Here is a 17860-nt window from a genome sequence, read left to right on the forward strand (position 1 = left end):
TCCTGCCGGATTCCCGGTGGTCCGTGCCGGTGTGGGTTGATGTCTGCGACGCTACCCCACGGCCGGGCGGGGGCCGAGAACATCGGACCCGACACGCAGGTGTGTCGCCCCGTGCGCGATGGCGCTCTCCAGGTCCGCGCTCATCCCCGCGGAGATCCCCGCGGCGGACGGGTGGGAGCGGCGCAGGTCGGCAGCGATCCCGGCCAGCCGGGCGAACGCCGGGCCGGGGTCGGCGCCGCGGGGCGCGACGGCCATCACCCCCGCGAGGGTCAGCCCGTCGGTGCCGGCGATGGCGTCGGCGAGCCCGGGGAGGTCGGCGGGCGCGGCCCCGCCGTGGCCGGCTCCGGTGGCCGGCTCCGCAGCCGGGGCGCCGAGGTCGACCTGGACCCAGCACGCAAGCGGGCCCAGATCGGCGGGCCGGTGCTCGGCGACGGCTCGGCCGAGCGCGCGCACCAGGGAGACCCGGTCCACGGAGTGCACGCTGCGCGCGTACCGCACCACGGAACGCGCCTTGTTGCTCTGCAGCTGCCCGATGAAGTGCCAGCGCAGGTCTCGTCCGGCGTCCCGGGCGGCCGCGGCGTCGGCCTTGGCGGAGGCCTCCTGATCCCGGTTCTCGCCGACGTCGCGCACGCCGAGCTCGGCGAGACGCAGCACGTCCTCGATCGGGAAGAACTTGGTCACGACGATGAGCGCGGGCCGGTCCGAGCGGCCGGCGGCACGGGTGGCGCGCTCGATCCGCTCCTGCACCGCGCCCAGGCGGGCCCGCAGGTCCTCGGTGCGCGCGTCGGGCCCCGGGTCGACCGTCACGGGTTCCTCCGTCATGGACGGGTGTGCCAGACCAGGCCGGCGGTCCGCCCGGTGCCGGCGTCCCGGCGGTAGGAGAACAGGTCCTCGCTCTCCCGGGTGCAGCCGGGGACCACGGTGACCTCCACCTCGGCCGCCCGGAGCTGCCGTTCGAGACCGGCGCGCAGGTCGAGGCCCGGCGTGCCGTCGCGGGTGGTCGCGGCCGACCCGGGCAGCACGGCGTCCACCTCGGCCCGCATCTCGGCCGGCACCTCGTAGCAGGAGCCGCAGATGGCGGGGCCGAGCCAGGCGCGGATCCGCTCGCCGCCGTCGGCCCGGAGGGCCTGCACGGTGGCGGTCGCGATGCCCCCGGCCGCGCCCCGGCGACCGGCGTGCGCCACGGCGGTCGCCGTCGTCCCGTCGGCGCGCTCGGCCACGAGGACGATCGGCACGCAGTCGGCCACGAGGACGGCCAGGGCGCTGGTCCCGGACCCGTCGACCAGGGCGTCGGCGACCGGGACACCGGGGGCCTCGGTCGGGCCGAGCCGGTGGACCGCGGTGCCGTGCACCTGGTGCATGAACCGCAGTGACCCACGGGTCACGCCCATCTCCGCGAGCAGGGCCGCCCGGTTGCGGGCCACCGCCGCCGGGTCACCGCCGAGGCGGCTGGCCAGGTTGCCGGCCCCGGCGTCGGTGAAACCGACCCAGGTCCCGGCCGCGATCTGCTCCCGGTGATGGAACATCGACGGACTACTTGAGGAAGTCCGGCACGTCCAGGTCGTCACCGCGGCGCGTCCCCTGGCCGGGGCCGGGCTCGACGACGGCCGGGAGCTCGTCGTAGCCGCCGTCATCGGACGGCCGGCCGTGCCGTCCCTGGCCACCCGCGGACGAGCCGGCGCCGTTCCCGCCGAGGTCGTCGGGGGCGTACGCCGGAACGGGCTCCTGGCCGCCCTCACGGTAGCCGTTGCCGGCGCCGTTCTGGCCGTAGCCGTAGCCGTTCTGGCCCTGCGGGACGGCCGGGGCCGGTCGCTCGGGCGCGGCGGGGCGGGAGGACGGCCGGGACGGAGCCGGCCGGCTCGAGGCGGACGGCCGCGACTGCGCGGACTGGCCACCGGAGCGGGCCGGAGCGGCCGGGGCCGAACCGATCTGGCTCGCGGCATAGGCGGCCGAGGCGGCGCGGTCGTCGTCGTTGTCGGGGCTGTCGAAGCCCGCGGCGATGACGGTGACGCGGGCCTCGTCGCCGAGCGCGTCGTCGATGACGGCACCGAAGATGATGTTGGCCTCGGGGTGCGCGACCTCCTGGACCAGGCGCGCGGCCTCGTTGATCTCGAACAGGCCGAGGTCGGAGCCACCCTGGATGGAGAGCAGCACGCCGTAGGCGCCGTCGATCGAGGCCTCGAGCAGCGGCGAGGCGATGGCCAGCTCGGCGGCCTTGACCGCGCGGTCCTCGCCGCGGGCGGAGCCGATGCCCATCAGGGCCGAGCCCGCGCCCTGCATGACGGACTTGACGTCCGCGAAGTCGAGGTTGATCAGGCCCGGCGTGGTGATCAGGTCGGTGATGCCCTGGACACCGGAGAGCAGCACCTGGTCCGCGGAGCGGAACGCGTCGAGCATGGAGACGTTGCGGTCGCTGATGGAGAGCAGCCGGTCGTTCGGGATCACGATGAGCGTGTCGACCTCGTCGCGCAGCGTGTCGATGCCGGACTCGGCCTGGTTGGAGCGGCGACGGCCCTCGAACGTGAACGGACGGGTCACCACGCCGATGGTCAGGGCACCGAGGCCGCGCGCGATGCGGGCGACCACCGGGGCACCGCCGGTGCCGGTGCCGCCGCCCTCGCCGGCGGTCACGAAGACCATGTCGGCGCCCTTGAGCACCTCCTCGATCTCCTCCGCGTGGTCCTCGGCGGCCTTCCGGCCCACCTCGGGATCCGCGCCGGCACCGAGGCCGCGGGTCAGCTCCCGCCCGACGTCGAGCTTGACGTCGGCGTCGCTCATCAGCAGGGCCTGCGCGTCGGTGTTGATGGCGATGAACTCGACACCGCGCAATCCCACCTCGATCATCCGGTTCACGGCGTTGACTCCGCCGCCGCCGATACCGACGACCTTGATGACGGCCAGGTAGTTCTGAGGTGCTGCCACGTTCTCGATCCCTTGTTCGTTCGTTCCTCGCCGTGCCGGACTCGCGGTCCGATGCCTGGCCTTGCGGTGCGCTCCGACGCCGGTGCGCGCGGAGTGCGAGTGCTCAGGGCCACGGCTGCGCCTCCATGCTCGCACGGGGTTCGAGTGCGACACGAAGCCGAGGTCCGCGACCTTAACCCTCAGCTTGAAGGTTAGAGTTATGTCAAGTTCGACGTCGTGAAGAACGGTAGGCGGTGGGCCCGCCGCGAGCAAACACGATGATCGGCGTGTCCTCGAAGATGACGCGGTCGGCGCTGTGCCCGCCGCTCAGCGGGTGACGGGCCGGGACGGCGTGCTGACGTCGTAGGTCTGCACCGCCGGGGTGTCGGGATCCTGCGGCCGGGCGATCAGCGCGGCCAGCACCTTGGCCTTGAGCTCACGCTGCGACGAGTTGCCCCACACCACCTTCTTGCCGTCGAGCAGGGTCAGCTCGACGGAGTCGACCGACGTCGCCGAGGCGTGCTCCATCTTGGCCAGGACGTCGGCGGGCAGTGCCGCGAGCACCGCGGTGATCGCGCGGAACACGTCCTTGCCGATCACGGCGGTGCCCCCGTCGATGATCGGCAGCGAGACGGCCGAGCGCTCGGTGGCGGTGGCCAACTGCGTGCCGTTCTGGTCGATCAGCAGGTACTTCTCGTTCTCCTTCAGGATCGCCACGGGCGTGCGTTCGTGCACCGTGACGGCCAGGGTCGAGGGCGGCCGTGCCTCGACGGAGACGTCCTCCACGGCCGGCATCGACGCGAGCCGGTTCCGCACCTCGTCGCGGGTGATCTGCGGCAGGGGGGTGCCCTGGAGCGAGGAGAGCGCGTCGGAGACCGCCTTCGACGTGGTCAGCCGGTTGCCGGAGACGCTGACGTGGCGCATGGCCAGCACCGGGGAGAAGACGAGCACCGCGATCAGCGCGGCGACGAGGACGAGCGTGACGGCGGCCCCGAACAGCCAGCCCCGGCGTCGCCGGCGGCGGTCGGTGCCGGGGAAGTCGAGGACCGTCGACTCGTCCGCCGGTCCCTCGCCCAGCAGGGTCGACGTGCTCGGCCGGTCCGGCTCGAGCAGGCTGACCTTGCCGGTGGCGCCGATGCGGATCTCGGAGCGGTAGGGGCCGCGGTCCCGCTCGCGCGGGGTGCGCTCACTCATGATCGGTCTCCGGGTCGGGCGTGGTCGGGTCGGGGGCCGGCGCGGTGGTCGCCGGGGCCGAGGCGGGTGTCGTGGCGGTGCCGAGGGCGGCCACGAGTCGGGGGCCGAGGGCGGTGACGTCCCCGGCGCCGACCGTGAGGACGAGGTCGCCCGGCCGGGCGGCGGCGGCCGCATCGCGGACGGCGCGCCCCGGGTCGGACTCGAGGGACACGGCGGCGCCGGGGGCGAACCGCTCCGTGATCAGCGCGCTGGTCACCCCCGGTTCGGGCTCCTCGCGGGCGGGGTAGATGTCCAGCACCGTGACCCGGTCCGCCGCGGCCAGGGCGGCGGCGAACTCGGCGGCGAAGATCCGGGTGCGGGAGAACAGGTGCGGCTGGAAGAGCACGTGCACGGCACCGTCGCCGGCAACCGCGCGGGCGGCCGCGAGGGCAGCGGCGACCTCGGTCGGGTGGTGCGCGTAGTCGTCGTAGACGCGGATCGTCCCGTCGGGCGAGGCGCCCTTGAACTCGAACCGGCGGCCGGCCCCGGTGAAGGTGCCCAGGGCCGCGCTCCCCTCCCCCGCGCCGACGCCGAGGACCGTGCCGGCGAGCAGGGCCGCGACGGCGTTGCGCACGTTGTGCTCGCCCGGTATCCGCAGCGCCAGGTCGACGTGGTCACCGCCGGGCAGGGTGAGCCGGCTGCGGCTGCCGGTCCCCGCGGGCGCGATGTCCTCGATCAGCGCGTCGTGCGCGGGATCCGTCCGGGGCGTCGTGCCGTAGGTCAGCACCGTCGGCGCGTCGACGCGAGACCGCACCGACGCCGCCAGGGCGGCCGACCCCGCATCGTCGCGGCACGCGATCAGGGTGTCGCCGGGTCCGAGCAGGGCGGCGAAGTCCGCGAACGCGGCGTGCACGGCCTCCGGGGTGCCGTAGTGGTCCAGGTGGTCCGGCTCGATGTTGGTGACGACCGCGACGCGCGGGTGGTAATTGAGGAAGGACCCGTCGGACTCGTCGGCCTCGGCGACGAAGATGCCGCCCGACCCGTGGGCGGCGTTCACGCCGAGAGCGGAGACGTCGCCGCCGATGGCGAACGACGGGTCGCGCCCGGTCTCACGCAACAGCACCGTGGCCATCGCCGTCGTGGTGGTCTTGCCGTGCGTCCCGGCGACGGCGACGACGTCGGTGCCGGCCATCGCGGCGGCCAGGGCCTCGGACCGGTGCAACACGGTCAGCCCGGCCGCGCGGGCGGCGGCGAGCTCGGGGTTGGTCGCCCGGATGGCGGTGGAGACGACGACGGTGTCGACCCCGGCCACGTGGGCGGCCTCGTGCCCGAGGTGCACGGTGGCGCCGAGGGCGCGCAGCGCGGTGACGGCCGGGGACTCACGAGCGTCGGAGCCGCTGACCGGCACGCCGCGGGCGAGCAGGATCCGGGCGACGGCGGACATTCCGGCCCCGCCGATACCGATCAGGTGCACCCGGCCCAGTTCGGCGAGGGCGTCGGGCGCGCTCATCGGGTGACCCCTCCCCCGTCGCCGTCCCCACCCGACGCCCCACCCGACGCCAGGTCGTCAATAGATGCTGCATCGGGCCCGGATTCCGGGGTCCGGTGTGCATCTATTGACGACCTGGCGGAGGGGGAGGGTGAAGGGGAGGCGGAGGCATGCCGGCCGGCGGCGTCGAGGACGAGTCGCGCCATCGCCCGGTCGGCGTCCCGGATGCCCAGGTCCGCGGCGGCGGCGGCCATCCCGGCGAGCCGCGCGTCGTCGTGCAGCAGCTCCGGCACGTGGGTGCCGATCCAGTCGGCCGTGAACTCGTGGTCGCGCACGATCAGCGCGGCCCCGGCGTCGACCAGGAACCTCGCGTTGAGCGCCTGTTCGCCGTTGCCGTGCGGCAGCGGGACGAACACGGCGGGCAGGCCCACGGCGGCGACCTCGTTGACGGTGCCGGCGCCGGCGCGGGCGACGAGCAGGTCGGCGGCGGCGTAGAGGTCGGCCATCCCGTCGACGTACTCGATCTGCGTGTAGTGGGACCCGGCCACGGGGATCCCGGGGGCGGACTCGGCGCGCTTGCCGCGGCCGGTCACGTGCAGGACGGTGATGCCGGCCGCCGCGAGGGCGGGCAGCGCGCTCACCAGGGCGCGATTGAGCGACGCCGCGCCGGAGGAGCCACCGGTGACGGCGAGCAGGCGAGCGTCCGGGTCGATCCCGAACCTGGCGCGGGCGGCGGCACGGGCCCCCGATCGGTCCAGATCCGCGATGGTACGACTCATCGGCATCCCCACCAGCCGGGCGTGCGGGAGCGCCGTCTGGGCGAAGGCGGTGCCGACGGACGCCGCGAACCGGGCACCGACGCGGTTGGCCAGGCCGGCGGTGACGTTGGCCTCGTGGATCACGATCGGCACGCGGCGGCGGCGGGCGGCGAGGTAGAGCGGGGTGCACACGTAGCCGCCGACGCCCACGACGGCGTCCGCGTGGGCGGCGTCGAGCAGGTCGCCGGCCTGCCGGACCGCCCGGGCCAGCCGGGTCGGCAGGCGGAGCAGGTCCGCGGAGAGGGAGCGCGGCAGCGGCACCCGATCGATGGTGGCCAGCCGGTACCCGGCGGCGGGAACGAGGCGCGTCTCCATGCCGGTGGCCGTGCCGACGGCGAGCAGGTCCGCGTCGGGGCGGGCGGCGCGCAGGGCGTCGGCGATGGCCAGCAGGGGGGACACGTGCCCGGCGGTACCGCCGCCGGCCAGGACGATGCTCGGTGCGCGCATCAGCCGCGACCCCGTCCGGTCGTTCCGGCCGGCGTGAGCAGCGGGAGGCGGGCGGACGCGGAACCGGTGACCCCGAAGCGCCGCGGCGTCGGCCGCGTGCGCGCGAAGGAGAGCACCACGCCGATCCCGCACAGCACGACCACCAGGGACGACCCGCCGTTGGAGATGAACGGCAGCGGCACCCCGATCACGGGCAGCAGGCCCGTGACCATGGCGATGTTGACGAAGGCCTGGCCGAGGATCCAGGTCAGGATGGCGCCCGAGGTGATCCTGACGAACGGGTCGGTGTGCCGCATGATCACGCGCAGGATGGCGATCGCCAGGATGCCGAACAGGCAGAGCACGACGATGGTGCCGACCAGGCCGAGCTCCTCGCCGATGATCGAGAAGATGAAGTCGTTGTGCGCCTCGGGGATGTAGAACCACTTCTGCCGGCTCTGGCCCAGGCCCAGGCCCCACCAGCCGCCGGACGCCAGGGCGCCCAGCCCGGCGTCGGCCTGGTCGTTGATGCCCACGCACTGGCTGCCGCCGAGCCAGCCGGTGATCCGGCACATCCGGTTGCCGCTGCTCAGGGCGAGCGCGCCGGCGCCCACCGCGGCGATCACGCCCGCGATGACGAAGAGCCGCTTGGGCACGCCCGCGAAGAAGAGGGTGGCGACCACGATCAACATCAGCAGCAGGGCGGTGCCGAGGTCGTGCTGGAGCACCACGAGGCCGACGATGAGGGCCGCGATCGGCAGCACCGGGATCAGGGCGTGGTGCAGCCGCCGCAGCAGAGCGCCCTTGCGGGCGAGGATCAGGGGCATCCACAGGCACAGCGCGAACTTGGCGGCCTCGGACGGCTGAGCGGTGAACCCGCCCAGGCGCAGCCAGCTGCGGTTGTTGTTCACCTCGTAGCCCAGCGGCGTGAAGATCGCGACGAGCAGCAGCACGGCCAGACCGATGGCGGGCCAGGCGAGCATCTTGATGTACCGCACCGGCAGCCGGCTGAGCACGAACATGCCGGTGATGCCGACGATGCCGAACATGCCCTGCTTGAGGAACAGGGCGTAGGAGGAGCCCTCCTCGGCGATCGCCTCGACCGCGGAGGACGAGAGCACCATGAGCAGCCCGACGGCGGTCAGCGCGAGGGCCGAGCCGAGGATGAGGTAGTAGCTGGAGTTGCCGGACCGCTGATCGCGGTCCTCGATCTTGGCCCAGATCCCGGCCACCAGGCGCAGCGCCGTGGAGCGGGGCACGTGAGCCGCTGCGGGCCGGGGGCCGGCGGGCCGGGCGGCGGCGACCGAGCCGGTGCGGGGGGCCTGGTGCCGCGGGGGCGTCATGACCACGGAGAACTCCTGTCTGCGGGCGAGGGTGCCGGTGTCGTCGTCCCGGCCGGACGGGCCTGCATCGGCCGGACGGCCGACGACGTCAGACGGCGTCGCCGGCCGCGTTCTCGCCGGTGACGAGTGCCCGCACCGCCGTGATGAAGGCGTCGCCGCGCTCGGCGTAGGAGACGAACTGGTCCATCGAGGCAGCTGCCGGCGCCATCAGCACGGTGTCCCCGTCGGTCGCCGTCGCGGCGGCGGCGGAGACCGCCCAGGCCATGACGTCGTGTCCGGTCGAGGCTCCCGTGCCGACCGGGCCGTCGGCGGGCTGCCCGGTTCCAGTCTCGCCCGAGCCGCGTTCGAGGACCGGCACATCGGGGGCGTGTCGCCCCAGCGCGGCCCGCAGGTCGGCGCTGTCGGCGCCGATCAGCACGACGGCGCGCAGCCGGTCGCGGTGGCGGCGGACCAGGTCGTCGTAGACGACGCCCTTGGACAGGCCGCCGGCGATCCAGACAACGGGGCGGAACGCGGCCAGCGAGGCGTCGGCGGCGTGCGGGTTGGTGGCCTTCGAGTCGTTGACCCAGAGCACGCCGTCGCGGGTGGCCACGGCCTGGATCCGGTGGGCGCCGGGCTGGTAGGCCCGCAGCCCGTCCCGCACGGCCACGGGCGGCACGCCGGCGGCGCGGGCCAGCGCGGCGGCGGCCAGGGCGTTCGCGACCTGGTGGCGCGGCACGAGGTCGCCGATGTCGGAGACGTGGGCGAGCTCGGCGGCGCTCGTGCGGCGCTCCTCGATGAACGCGCGGTCCACGAGCAGGCCGTCGACGATGCCGAGCATGCTCAGGGCGGGGGCGCCGGTGGTGAACCCGACCGCGCGGGCGCCCTCGACGACGTCGGCCTCCTCGACCATCCGCTCGGTCTCGGCCTGCTCGGCGTTGTACACGCAGGCGACGCGGGTGCGCTCGTACACCTTCGCCTTCGCGGCCCGGTAGGCGTCGTAGGAGCCGTGCCAGTCCACGTGGTCCTGCGCGATGTTCAGGCACACGCTGGCCAGGGGCGAGAGGCTGTGGCTGTAGTGCAGCTGGAAGCTGGAGAGCTCGACGGCCAGCACGTCGTACTCGACGGGGTCGCGCAGGGCGTCGAGGACCGGCGTGCCGACGTTGCCGACGGCGATGGCGCGCAGCCCGGCCGCCTGCAGGATCGCCTCGGTCATCCCGACCGTGGTGGTCTTGCCGTTGGTCCCGGTGATGGCCAGCCAGACCGGGGTCTTCCGGCCGGCGCGCTCGGTCAGCCGCCACGCCAGTTCGATGTCGCCCCACACGGGCACGCCCGCCGCGGCCGCGGCGCGCAGCAGCGGGGCGGTGGGCCGCCAGCCCGGGGAGACCACGACGAGCTCGGGCTCCTCGCCGTCGATCACCGGCAGCGTGCCGGCGGCGTCCGGGCCGAGCAGGACGTCCCGGGCGCCGACGATGCGCAGCGTGTCCGCGGCCTGCCGGCTGGCGTCGGTGTCGGCGGCGTCGACGACGACGACGACGGCCCCGAGCTCGATCAGGGTGTCCGCCGCGGCGAACCCGGCGGTGCCGACGCCGGCGACGACGACGCGCAGCCCGGCCCAGTCGGCGTCCCACGAGCGCAGCGCCCCGGTCCGTGGGGAATCAGTGCGGGCGGAGTCGGTGTTCGGGGAGTCGGTCGGCGACTGGCCGGGCGTGCTCACGCCAGCGCCACCCATTCGGCGTAGAAGATGCCGACGGCCACCGCGACGCACAGCCCGCAGATGATCCAGAACCGGACCACCACCGTCACCTCGGCCCAGCCCTTGAGCTCGAAGTGGTGCTGCAGCGGGGCCATCTTGAACAGCCGTCTGCCGCGGGTCAGCTTGAAGAAGCCGACCTGCAGGATGACGGAGAGGGAGATGATGACGAACAGGCCGGCGAGCACGATGAGCAGCAGCTCGGTGCGGGAGAGCACCGCGAACGCCGCGACCGCGCCACCGAGCGCCAGCGAGCCCGTGTCGCCCATGAAGATCTTGGCCGGGGAGGTGTTCCACCAGAGGAAGCCGACGAGGGCGCCGATCAGGGCCGCGGCAAGCATGGCGAGGTCCAGCGGGTCCCGCACCGTGTAGCAGGCGCCGTGGGCGATGCGCGGGGACGCACAGTTCTGGTTGTACTGCCAGAAGCCCATCACCAGGTAGCCGCTGAACACCATGATGGAGGCGCCCGCGGCGAGCCCGTCGAGCCCGTCGGTCAGGTTCACCCCGTTCGTGGTCGCCGTGACGATGAGGTTCGCCCAGACCACGAAGAGCACGACGCCGAGCGCGGGCCCCGCGAACGCGAGGTTGAACGGCGTGTCCCGGACGAAGGAGATCGCCGTCGACGCCGGCGTGACCCCGTTGGCGTCGGGGAAGCCGAGGGCCATCACGGCGAAGACGATGCCGATCACGCCCTGCAGGATCAGCTTGGCGGCGGCGGTCAGGCCGAGGCTGCGCTGCTTGGAGATCTTCAGGGCGTCGTCGAGGAACCCGACCCCGCCCATGGCGCACATGAGGAACAGCAGCAGGGCGCCGGAGATCGTCGGCCCCTCGGTGCGCGGGTTGAGCAGGAAGACGATGAGATGCGAGAGCAGGTAGCTGACCAGCACGGCGGCGACGACGACGGTGCCCCCCATGGTCGGGGTGCCGCGCTTGGTGTGGTGCGACGTGGGCCCGTCGTCACGGATGAACTGGCCGTAGCCGCGCTTCACGAGCAGGCGGATGAAGAGCGGCGTGCCGACCAGCGAGAAGAGCAGGGCCAGGCCACCGCTGAGGATGAGGGCGATCACGGTGCGGGGACCTCCGGGGCGGCGGGCCCCTCGTCCGTGTCCTGGCTGCTCATCGGCCCCCATGCTATCCGATCGCCCAGGTGCCGCAGCCCGGCCCCGTTGGACGACTTGACGAGCACGATGTCGCCGGGCCGCAGGCGGTCCGCGAGCACCGCCTCGGCCGCGGCGACGTCGGGCACCCACTGGGACTCGTCGCCCCAGGAACCCTCCATCACGGCGCCGGTGTGCATCGCCCGCGCGCCCTCCCCCACGACGACGAGCTGGGCGATGTTCAGCCGCACCGCGGCCCGGCCGACGGCGTCGTGCTCGGCGATGGAGTCCTCCCCCAGCTCGAGCATGGCGCCCAGCACGGCCCAGGTGCGCCGCCCGGAGTCGGCGCCGAGGGCCGCGAGCGTGCGCAGCGCGGCCCGCATGGAGTCGGGGTTGGCGTTGTACGCGTCGTTGATGACGGTGACGCCGTCCGCCCGGTCCGTGCGCTCCATCCGCCAGCGGCTGACGGCGCCGCTGCTGGTCAGGACGGCGGCGATGTCGGCGCCGGGGACGCCGGCGGCGTGGGCGAGGGCTGCCGAGGCGAGCAGGTTGCCGATGTGGTGGATGCCGATGAGGCGGCTGCGGACCTCGTGCTCGCTCGCCGCGCCGGCGGGTCCGGCCGGCAGGTGCAGGGTGAAGACGGGGTGGCCGTCGGCGTCGGTGTGCAGATCGGTCGCGCGGACGGCGGACGCCGCCTCCGGCAGCTCCCCTGCGTGCGGGTCGGCGGTGAACCAGAGGATGGCCGCGCCGGTGCGCTGCGCCATCGACCGGACCCGCTCGTCGTCGTGGTTGAGCACCGCGGTGCCGGCCGCGGGCAGCGCCTCGACCAGCTCACCCTTGGTGGCGACGATGTTCTCGACGGAGCCGAACTCCCCCAGGTGGGCGGTGCCGACCATGAGCACCGCGCCGAGGTCGGGCCGGACCAGGTCGGCGAGATAGGCGATGTTGCCCCGCTGGGTGGCCCCCATCTCGATCACGAGGTACCGGGTGCCGGGGCCGGCGGTGAACACGGTCAGGGGCACCCCGACCTCGCCGTTGTAGGAGCCGATCGGCCCGACCGTGGGGCCGAGCGTGGCCAGCAGGGCCATGGTCAGGTCCTTGGTCGTGGTCTTGCCGGCGGAGCCGGTGATGCCGACGACGGTGAGGGGGCCGGCGGCCCGCAGCCGGGCGACGTGGTCGGCGGCGAGCGCGCCCATGGCGACCACCGCGTCGGGCACGACGACGGCGGGGTGCGGCCGGCCGGCGTCGTCGGTGGTCTCGCGCTCGGCGAGGACGAGGGTCGCGCCCGCGGTGCGGGCGGCGGGGATGAAGTCGTGCCCGTCGGCCACCTCCCCGGGTTTGGCGACGAACAGGGTGCCGTCGGTGACCTCGCGGGAGTCGGTGGCGACGCTCGTGATCACCGTCGCCGGATCGGTGCCGGGGCTGAGCGTGCCGCCGGTGATCGCGGCGATCTGCGACGCCGTGAGGTCCATCATGCTTCTGTCGTGCCTTCCTCGTGGTGACGGGCGTCCTGGGGATCGGGATCGGCTCCGTCGGCCGGGCCGTGGACCGGGTGACCGGTCTCGCGCAGGGCCGCGGCCAGTTCCTGCCGGTCGTCCAGCGGCAGGTTCACGCCCTTGACCTCCTGCCACACCTCGTGCCCGCGCCCGGCCACGAGGATGCTGTCCCGCGGGCCGGCCAGGGCCACCGCCCGGCGGATCGCCTCGGCCCGGGGGTGCACCTCCTCGACGACGGTGGCCCGTCCCCCGTCGTGCACGGCCCGGTGCACGCCGGCCAGGACGGCGGCGCGGATGGGCGCGGGATCCTCGTCGTGCGGGTCGTCGTCGGTGACGATGACGACGTCCGCCATCCGAGCGGCGATCTCCCCCATCAGCGGCCGCTTGGTGGCGTCCCGGTCACCGGTGGCACCGAAGACGATCAGCTGCCGGCCGTCGCCGTCCGGGCGCGTGGCCTCCAGCGCGCGAACCAGGGCGTCGGGGTTGTGGGCGAAGTCCACGATAGCGTGCGGCGCGGTGCCGATGACCTGCATGCGCCCCGGGACCGGCGGGGTGAGCACGTCCGGCCGGTCCAGCAGGCCCTGCAGCACGTCCAGGTCCAGCCCGCCGGCGTGCACCATGAGCACCGCCAGGGCCGCATTGGCCACGTTGAAGCCGCCGGGCAGGCCGGTGCGGGCGTGCAGGTGTGCGCCGTCGGGGCCGGAGAGGGTGAACCGGTGGCCGAGGCCGTCGCGGCGCGGGTCGACGACCCGCCAGACGGCGCCCGGCAGGTCGGCGTCCGGTCGATCGGCGTCGTCGACCAGCAGGGTGGTCAGCGCGTCGGCACCCAGCCGGCCGGCGGCGTGCGCGGCCATCGCGCGGCCCCAGTCGCCGTCGGCGAGCACGACCGCCCGCCTGGTGTGCTCCGGGGTGAACAGCTGCGCCTTCGCGGCGAAGTACTCGGCCATGCTGCCGTGCAGGTCCAGGTGGTCCTGCGTCAGGTTGGTGAAGCCGGCGACGTCGAACCGGACGCCGTCCACGCGGTGGTAGGAGAGCGCGTGGGAGGACACCTCCATGGCCGCCGCCCCCACGCCGTGCTCCCGCATCAGCGCCAGCAGGGAGTGCACCTGGGGCGCCTCCGGGGTGGTGAGCACCGACGGGATCGGGGTGCGGCCGGCGAGGATCTCGATGGTCCCGATCAGGCCCGTGGTCACCCCCGCCGCCTCGAGCAGCGCGTTGATCACGTAGGTGGTGGTGGTCTTGCCGTTCGTGCCGGTGACGGCGTACAGCGCGAGCGGCGGGTCCGTCGGCGCCGGACCGAAGACGCGCTGCGCGAGCGGGCCGACGACGGTGCGCGGGGCGGGGTGCAGCAGCACCGGCACCGGGACACCGCTGCGGTCCGTCCCCGCGCCGACGAGCGCGGCGCCGGCGGCGTCGGTGAGTACGGCCACGCCGCCGGCCTCGAGCGCGGCGGCGGCGAACTCCGCGCCGTGCCGGTGGGCCCCGGGCAGGGCCGCGTACAGGTCGCCGGGCAGGGTCTGCGCGGTGTTCAGGCTGACGCCGGTGACGGCGGGGTCCTCCGTCGCCCCGGGGCCGGGCCACGCCGCTCCGTCGGTGGTGGTCGCCCCGATCAGCGCGCCGAGCTCGGAGAGCGGCACGGGCCGGGGCCGGGTCGGGCGCAGCGCCGCCGCGCCGGACGTTCCGCGGGCAGCGTCGTCGGAGGCGGAATGATCAGTAGGCATCCTGTCCACCGTAGCGTGTCCCCGTCAGTAGGTGAGCGGGAGGTGCGGCGGATTGCCCGTCGACGGCGCGACCTTGTAGGTGTTCAGGACCTGGCTCATGATCGTCTTGAACACCGGTGCGGTGGAGATGCCGTAGATGTTGCCCTGCGGCTTCTGCAGCACGATGCCGACGATGTACTTCGGGTCCTCCATCGGGGCCATCCCGACGAACGAGGCCGTGTACCCGTCGAAGCGGCCGTTGGCACCGGGATTCTCCGACGTGCCGGTCTTGCCGCCGATGCGGTAGCCCTCCATCTGGGCGTCCTTCGCGCCGCCGTCGGTGATCACGCCCTCGAGGATCTGCTGCACCTGGTGGGCGGTGTCCTCCGAGACGGCGCGCGTGCCCGGCACGATCGGCACCTTGTGCTCCGTGCCGTCGGGGTCGATGTACGCGTCGATCAGGCGCGGTTGCAGCTTCATCCCGTTGTTGGCGATGGCCTGGAACGCCATGGCGGTATGCACGGGCGTCTGGGAGACGCCCTGACCGAACAGCACGGTGTACTGCTGGCGGCCGTCCCACTGGTCCGGCGGCGCGAGGATGCCCTGGCTGGTGCCGGGCAACGGCAGGTTGAGGGGCTGCCCGACCCCGAAGCGGCGCAGGTAGTCGTAGCGCTGCTCGCGGCTGAGCTGGGAGCCGGCCATCACGGTGCCCGTATTCATCGACATGCCGAGGATGCCGGCCAGGGTGCGCCGCTCGTAGCCGTGCTCGAACGAGTCCGAGAAGGTCTGCCCGTCGATCGTGTAGGTCGGGGGCAGCAGGTACTGCGAGAGCGGGGTGGCCTTCTTCTCCTCGATCAGCCCGGCGGCGGTGATCATCTTGGTGGTCGAGCCGGGCTCGTAGGCGGCACCGACGGCGAGCGAGCTGCGCCGGTCCGCGGGGGTGGCCCCGGGGTTGTTCGGGTCGACGGTGGTGGAGTCGGCGACGGCGATCAGGTTGCCGGTGCTCGCCTCGACGACGACGGCGGTGCCCCATTCGGCCTTCATCGCGGCCACCTGGTTGGCGATGGCCTGCTGGGCCACCCACTGGATGTCCTGGTTGATGGTCAGCCGCACGGTCTGGCCGTCCTGGGCGGGCTGGTCCTCGGCGGTCGCGTTGGGGATGCGCACCCCGTTGGCGCCGATCTCGAACGTGCGCTTGCCGTCGGTGCCGGTCAGCTGCTTGTCCTGGGTCAGTTCCAGGCCGGCGAGGGCGTGGTTGTCCGAGCTCATGAAACCGACGAGGCCGCCGGCGACCGCCCCGGACGGGTAGACCCGCTGCGAGTTGGACTCCGAGTAGATGGCGGGGTTGCCCAGGTCGATGACCTTGGTGCGTACCTCCGGGCTGACGTTGCGGGCGACGTAGTTGAAGCGCTTCTCCCCGGTGACGGCGGCGCGCACCTTCGCGTCGTCCACGTTCAGCGCGTCGGCGAGCTGACTGATCGCCTCGTCGCGGCCGACGTGCACCTTCGTTCCGTTGTCGGCGGCGCGGTCGTAGTCCTGGAAGAGGGTCTGGTCCACCGTGATGTTGAAGCTCTGCACGCTCTTGGCGAGCACGTTGCCGTTGATGTCCTCGATCGCGCCGCGCGTGGCCGGCATCTCGATCACGCGCGTGCGGTTGGCGGTGACCGCCTGGGCGAGCCCGGACGGGTCGAGGCCCTGCACCCAGAACAGCCGGCCACCGAGCAGGACGAGCAGGGCCAGCAGCATGACCAGCCCGATCCTCAGCCGGCGACCGATCACGGCCTGGGTCTGGGCCCCGTCGCTGGTCCGTCCAGGTGTCGTCTTCCTGCCTGCTGCCACGCTCTTCCCATCGTTGCCGACCGACGCGCGCGGGTGGCTGCCCGCCGTGTCGGTCCTCTGTCGTTCTGCTCGCGTGTCGTTCCGTGCTCGCGCCGCCCGCCGGCCCGGCCGTGGGGCCGCGATCGGTCAGGGACGCCGGCGCCCGTCGGTACGGGTCACTGCCCCTTCTGCCGGGGCGCCTCGATGGTGCCGCCGTGCAGATCGACCGGCTCGGGCTTCTTGCCGGCCGCCGTCGAGCTCTTCTTGCCATCATCGGCCTTCGCCCCCGTCTTCACCGGGGACGGCGCGCCGGGAACCGCCGGAGCGGGGATCAGGACCTTCGGCACGTCCTTCTTGACCGCGGCGGTCGGGTTGCCCGAGACGCTCAGCCGGTCCAGGTTGATGTAGCCGGGGGCGGGGGCGGGCACCATGCCCGCCTTGGCCGCCTTCGCGGCGAGGTTCTGGGGCGCGACGTTGTTCTCCACCTGCGCGGTCAGCGCCTGGTTCTGCTCCGTCAACGCCGTCTGCTCGTTGCGCAGCGTGATCAGCTCGTACTGGCCGCCGGAGACGTTGATGTTCAGCACCAGGACGGCGACCAGCGCCGACGCGAGGACGAGGAAGCAGAACACCACGAACGGGGTCCGCTTGCGGCCCGGGCCGGCCGGGACGACGGAGAGCGGGGTGCGACGCCGGGGCTCCGTCCGCGCACGACCGACGGCCACCTCGCGGGCGGGCGCATCGGGCTGGCTGGTGACGGCACTCATGCGCCTCCCCTGTCTGTCGTGCGGGCGGTGTGGCGGGCGGTGGGGCGGTCCACGATGCGCTCGGCGGCGCGGAGCCGCGCCGAGGCGGCCCGCGGATTACTGGCCGTCTCCTGCTCGGTCGGCGTCTCCGTCCCCCGGGTCAGCAGGCGGAAGCGGGGCTGGTGCTCCGGCAGCTCGACCGGGAATCCCTTCGGTGCACGGGATCGCGATGCCGCGGCCAGCTCTTTCTTGACGATGGCGTCCTCGAGCGAGTGGTACGCGAGGAAGACGATCCGCCCGTGCAGGGCCAGGGCGTCCAGCGCGGCCGGGACGGCGCGCTCGAGCACGTCGAGCTCCTCGTTGACGGCGATGCGCAGGGCCTGGAAGGTCCGTTTGGCGGGGTGGCCGCCGGTCCGCGCGGCGGCCGCCGGCACGGCCGAGCGGATCACGTCCACCAGTTGCCCGGTGGTCGCCAGTTCGGCGTCGGCTCGCGCGGCGACGATGGCGCGGGCGATCCGCCCGGCGAACTTCTCCTCGCCGAAGCGGCGGATGATCCGCACCAGGTCGGCCTCGTCCGCGGTGTTGACCAGGTCGCGGGCGGTGATGCCGGTGGTGGTGTCCATCCGCATGTCCAGGGGCGCGTCCTGGGCGTAGGCGAACCCGCGCTCGGTCTCGTCGAGCTGGAGGGAGGAGACGCCGAGGTCGTAGAGGGCGCCGTCGAGGTGGTCGACGCCGGCCTCGGCCAGCGCGTCGGGAACCTCGTCGTACACGGCCTTGACCAGGGTGACCCGATCGCCGAAGCGGGCGAGGCGTTCGCCGGCGAGGGCGAGGGCCTGGGGGTCCCGGTCGACACCGATCAGGCGCAGGTGCGGGAACCGGGTGAGCATCGCCTCGCTGTGTCCGCCCATGCCGAGCGTCGCGTCCAGCGCGACGGCGTCGGGCCGCTCCAGGGCGGGAGCCAGCAGGTCGAGCGTCCGGGTCAGCAGGACCGGGGTGTGACGCATCGCCGTCGGCTTCTGCCCGGTCATCGCACCTCGCCCCACCTCGTGCCGCGCACCACCCCGGCGGCCGGGATGTGGTGCCACGGCCGTGCCGGGCCGCCTCCGGGAGCGGGGGTGGTCCGA

At 73.8% G+C, this 17860-nt stretch carries 14 protein-coding genes; all 14 read right to left on the reverse strand.

The window, feature by feature from the left end:
• Nucleotides 1-51: 51 nt before the first annotated feature.
• Nucleotides 52-822: a YggS family pyridoxal phosphate-dependent enzyme gene (locus tag IEX22_RS10975; protein WP_188668451.1), complete on the reverse strand. Its 771-nt coding sequence runs from the start codon at nt 820-822 to the stop codon at nt 52-54.
• Nucleotides 819-1526: a purine nucleoside phosphorylase YfiH/LACC1 family protein gene (locus tag IEX22_RS10980; protein ID WP_188668452.1), complete on the reverse strand. Its 708-nt coding sequence runs from the start codon at nt 1524-1526 to the stop codon at nt 819-821. Before IEX22_RS10980 ends, IEX22_RS10975 begins: the two co-directional genes overlap by 4 nt.
• Nucleotides 1527-1533: 7 nt before the next feature.
• Entirely contained in the window at nt 1534-2922 is a 1389-nt protein-coding gene (gene ftsZ / locus IEX22_RS10985) for a cell division protein FtsZ (RefSeq protein ID WP_188668453.1), read from the reverse strand.
• A gap of 306 nt (nt 2923-3228) precedes the next feature.
• A complete protein-coding gene (locus IEX22_RS10990; RefSeq protein ID WP_188668454.1) occupies nt 3229-4095 on the reverse strand; it encodes a cell division protein FtsQ/DivIB in 867 nt (288 codons plus the stop codon).
• Entirely contained in the window at nt 4088-5584 is a 1497-nt protein-coding gene (murC, locus tag IEX22_RS10995; protein ID WP_188668455.1) for a UDP-N-acetylmuramate--L-alanine ligase, read from the reverse strand. Before murC ends, IEX22_RS10990 begins: the two co-directional genes overlap by 8 nt.
• Nucleotides 5581-6828 carry an undecaprenyldiphospho-muramoylpentapeptide beta-N-acetylglucosaminyltransferase gene (gene murG / locus IEX22_RS11000; protein ID WP_188668456.1) on the reverse strand — a complete coding sequence of 416 codons (1248 nt, stop codon included), beginning with the start codon at nt 6826-6828 and terminating at the stop codon, nt 5581-5583. Before murG ends, murC begins: the two co-directional genes overlap by 4 nt.
• Complete coding sequence (gene ftsW, locus IEX22_RS11005) at nt 6828-8150, reverse strand: putative lipid II flippase FtsW (RefSeq protein WP_188668488.1); 1323 nt, start codon at nt 8148-8150, stop codon at nt 6828-6830. The genes murG and ftsW overlap by 1 nt, the downstream gene beginning before the upstream one ends.
• Nucleotides 8151-8238: 88 nt before the next feature.
• The gene (gene murD, locus IEX22_RS11010) at nt 8239-9861 is read right to left on the reverse strand and encodes a UDP-N-acetylmuramoyl-L-alanine--D-glutamate ligase (protein ID WP_188668457.1); all 1623 of its coding nucleotides are present in this window, start codon (nt 9859-9861) and stop codon (nt 8239-8241) included.
• Entirely contained in the window at nt 9843-10949 is a 1107-nt protein-coding gene (gene mraY, locus IEX22_RS11015) for a phospho-N-acetylmuramoyl-pentapeptide-transferase (protein WP_188668458.1), read from the reverse strand. The genes murD and mraY overlap by 19 nt, the downstream gene beginning before the upstream one ends.
• The gene (locus IEX22_RS11020; protein WP_188668459.1) at nt 10946-12454 is read right to left on the reverse strand and encodes a UDP-N-acetylmuramoyl-tripeptide--D-alanyl-D-alanine ligase; all 1509 of its coding nucleotides are present in this window, start codon (nt 12452-12454) and stop codon (nt 10946-10948) included. The genes mraY and IEX22_RS11020 overlap by 4 nt, the downstream gene beginning before the upstream one ends.
• Nucleotides 12451-14196, reverse strand: coding sequence for a UDP-N-acetylmuramoyl-L-alanyl-D-glutamate--2,6-diaminopimelate ligase (locus tag IEX22_RS11025; protein WP_188668460.1), 1746 nt, complete (start codon nt 14194-14196; stop codon nt 12451-12453). Before IEX22_RS11025 ends, IEX22_RS11020 begins: the two co-directional genes overlap by 4 nt.
• Before the next feature lie 24 nt (nt 14197-14220).
• Nucleotides 14221-16014: a peptidoglycan D,D-transpeptidase FtsI family protein gene (locus tag IEX22_RS11030; protein ID WP_306464445.1), complete on the reverse strand. Its 1794-nt coding sequence runs from the start codon at nt 16012-16014 to the stop codon at nt 14221-14223.
• A 155-nt stretch (nt 16015-16169) separates the two neighbouring features.
• Nucleotides 16170-16757, reverse strand: coding sequence for a cell division protein FtsL (ftsL, locus tag IEX22_RS11035; protein WP_188668461.1), 588 nt, complete (start codon nt 16755-16757; stop codon nt 16170-16172).
• Complete coding sequence (gene rsmH / locus IEX22_RS11040) at nt 16754-17764, reverse strand: 16S rRNA (cytosine(1402)-N(4))-methyltransferase RsmH (protein ID WP_188668462.1); 1011 nt, start codon at nt 17762-17764, stop codon at nt 16754-16756. The genes ftsL and rsmH overlap by 4 nt, the downstream gene beginning before the upstream one ends.
• Nucleotides 17765-17860 lie beyond the last annotated feature (96 nt).

It is taken from the genome of Tersicoccus solisilvae (assembly GCF_014643255.1).
GTDB classification, from domain to species: domain Bacteria; phylum Actinomycetota; class Actinomycetes; order Actinomycetales; family Micrococcaceae; genus Tersicoccus; species Tersicoccus solisilvae.

What these genes read in the sequence shown, in the direction of transcription:
- rsmH (WP_188668462.1), bottom strand. Translation starts at nt 17,764, where the DNA reads ATGACCGGGCAGAAGCCGACGGCGATGCGTCACACCCCGGTCCTGCTG.
- IEX22_RS11025 (WP_188668460.1), bottom strand. Translation starts at nt 14,196, where the DNA reads ATGCCTACTGATCATTCCGCCTCCGACGACGCTGCCCGCGGAACGTCC.
- IEX22_RS10990 (WP_188668454.1), bottom strand. Translation starts at nt 4,095, where the DNA reads ATGAGTGAGCGCACCCCGCGCGAGCGGGACCGCGGCCCCTACCGCTCC.
- murC (WP_188668455.1), bottom strand. Translation starts at nt 5,584, where the DNA reads ATGAGCGCGCCCGACGCCCTCGCCGAACTGGGCCGGGTGCACCTGATC.
- murD (WP_188668457.1), bottom strand. Translation starts at nt 9,861, where the DNA reads ATGGGTGGCGCTGGCGTGAGCACGCCCGGCCAGTCGCCGACCGACTCC.
- ftsL (WP_188668461.1), bottom strand. Translation starts at nt 16,757, where the DNA reads ATGAGTGCCGTCACCAGCCAGCCCGATGCGCCCGCCCGCGAGGTGGCC.
- murG (WP_188668456.1), bottom strand. Translation starts at nt 6,828, where the DNA reads ATGCGCGCACCGAGCATCGTCCTGGCCGGCGGCGGTACCGCCGGGCAC.
- IEX22_RS11020 (WP_188668459.1), bottom strand. Translation starts at nt 12,454, where the DNA reads ATGATGGACCTCACGGCGTCGCAGATCGCCGCGATCACCGGCGGCACG.
- ftsW (WP_188668488.1), bottom strand. Translation starts at nt 8,150, where the DNA reads ATGACGCCCCCGCGGCACCAGGCCCCCCGCACCGGCTCGGTCGCCGCC.
- IEX22_RS10975 (WP_188668451.1), bottom strand. Translation starts at nt 822, where the DNA reads ATGACGGAGGAACCCGTGACGGTCGACCCGGGGCCCGACGCGCGCACC.
- IEX22_RS10980 (WP_188668452.1), bottom strand. Translation starts at nt 1,526, where the DNA reads ATGTTCCATCACCGGGAGCAGATCGCGGCCGGGACCTGGGTCGGTTTC.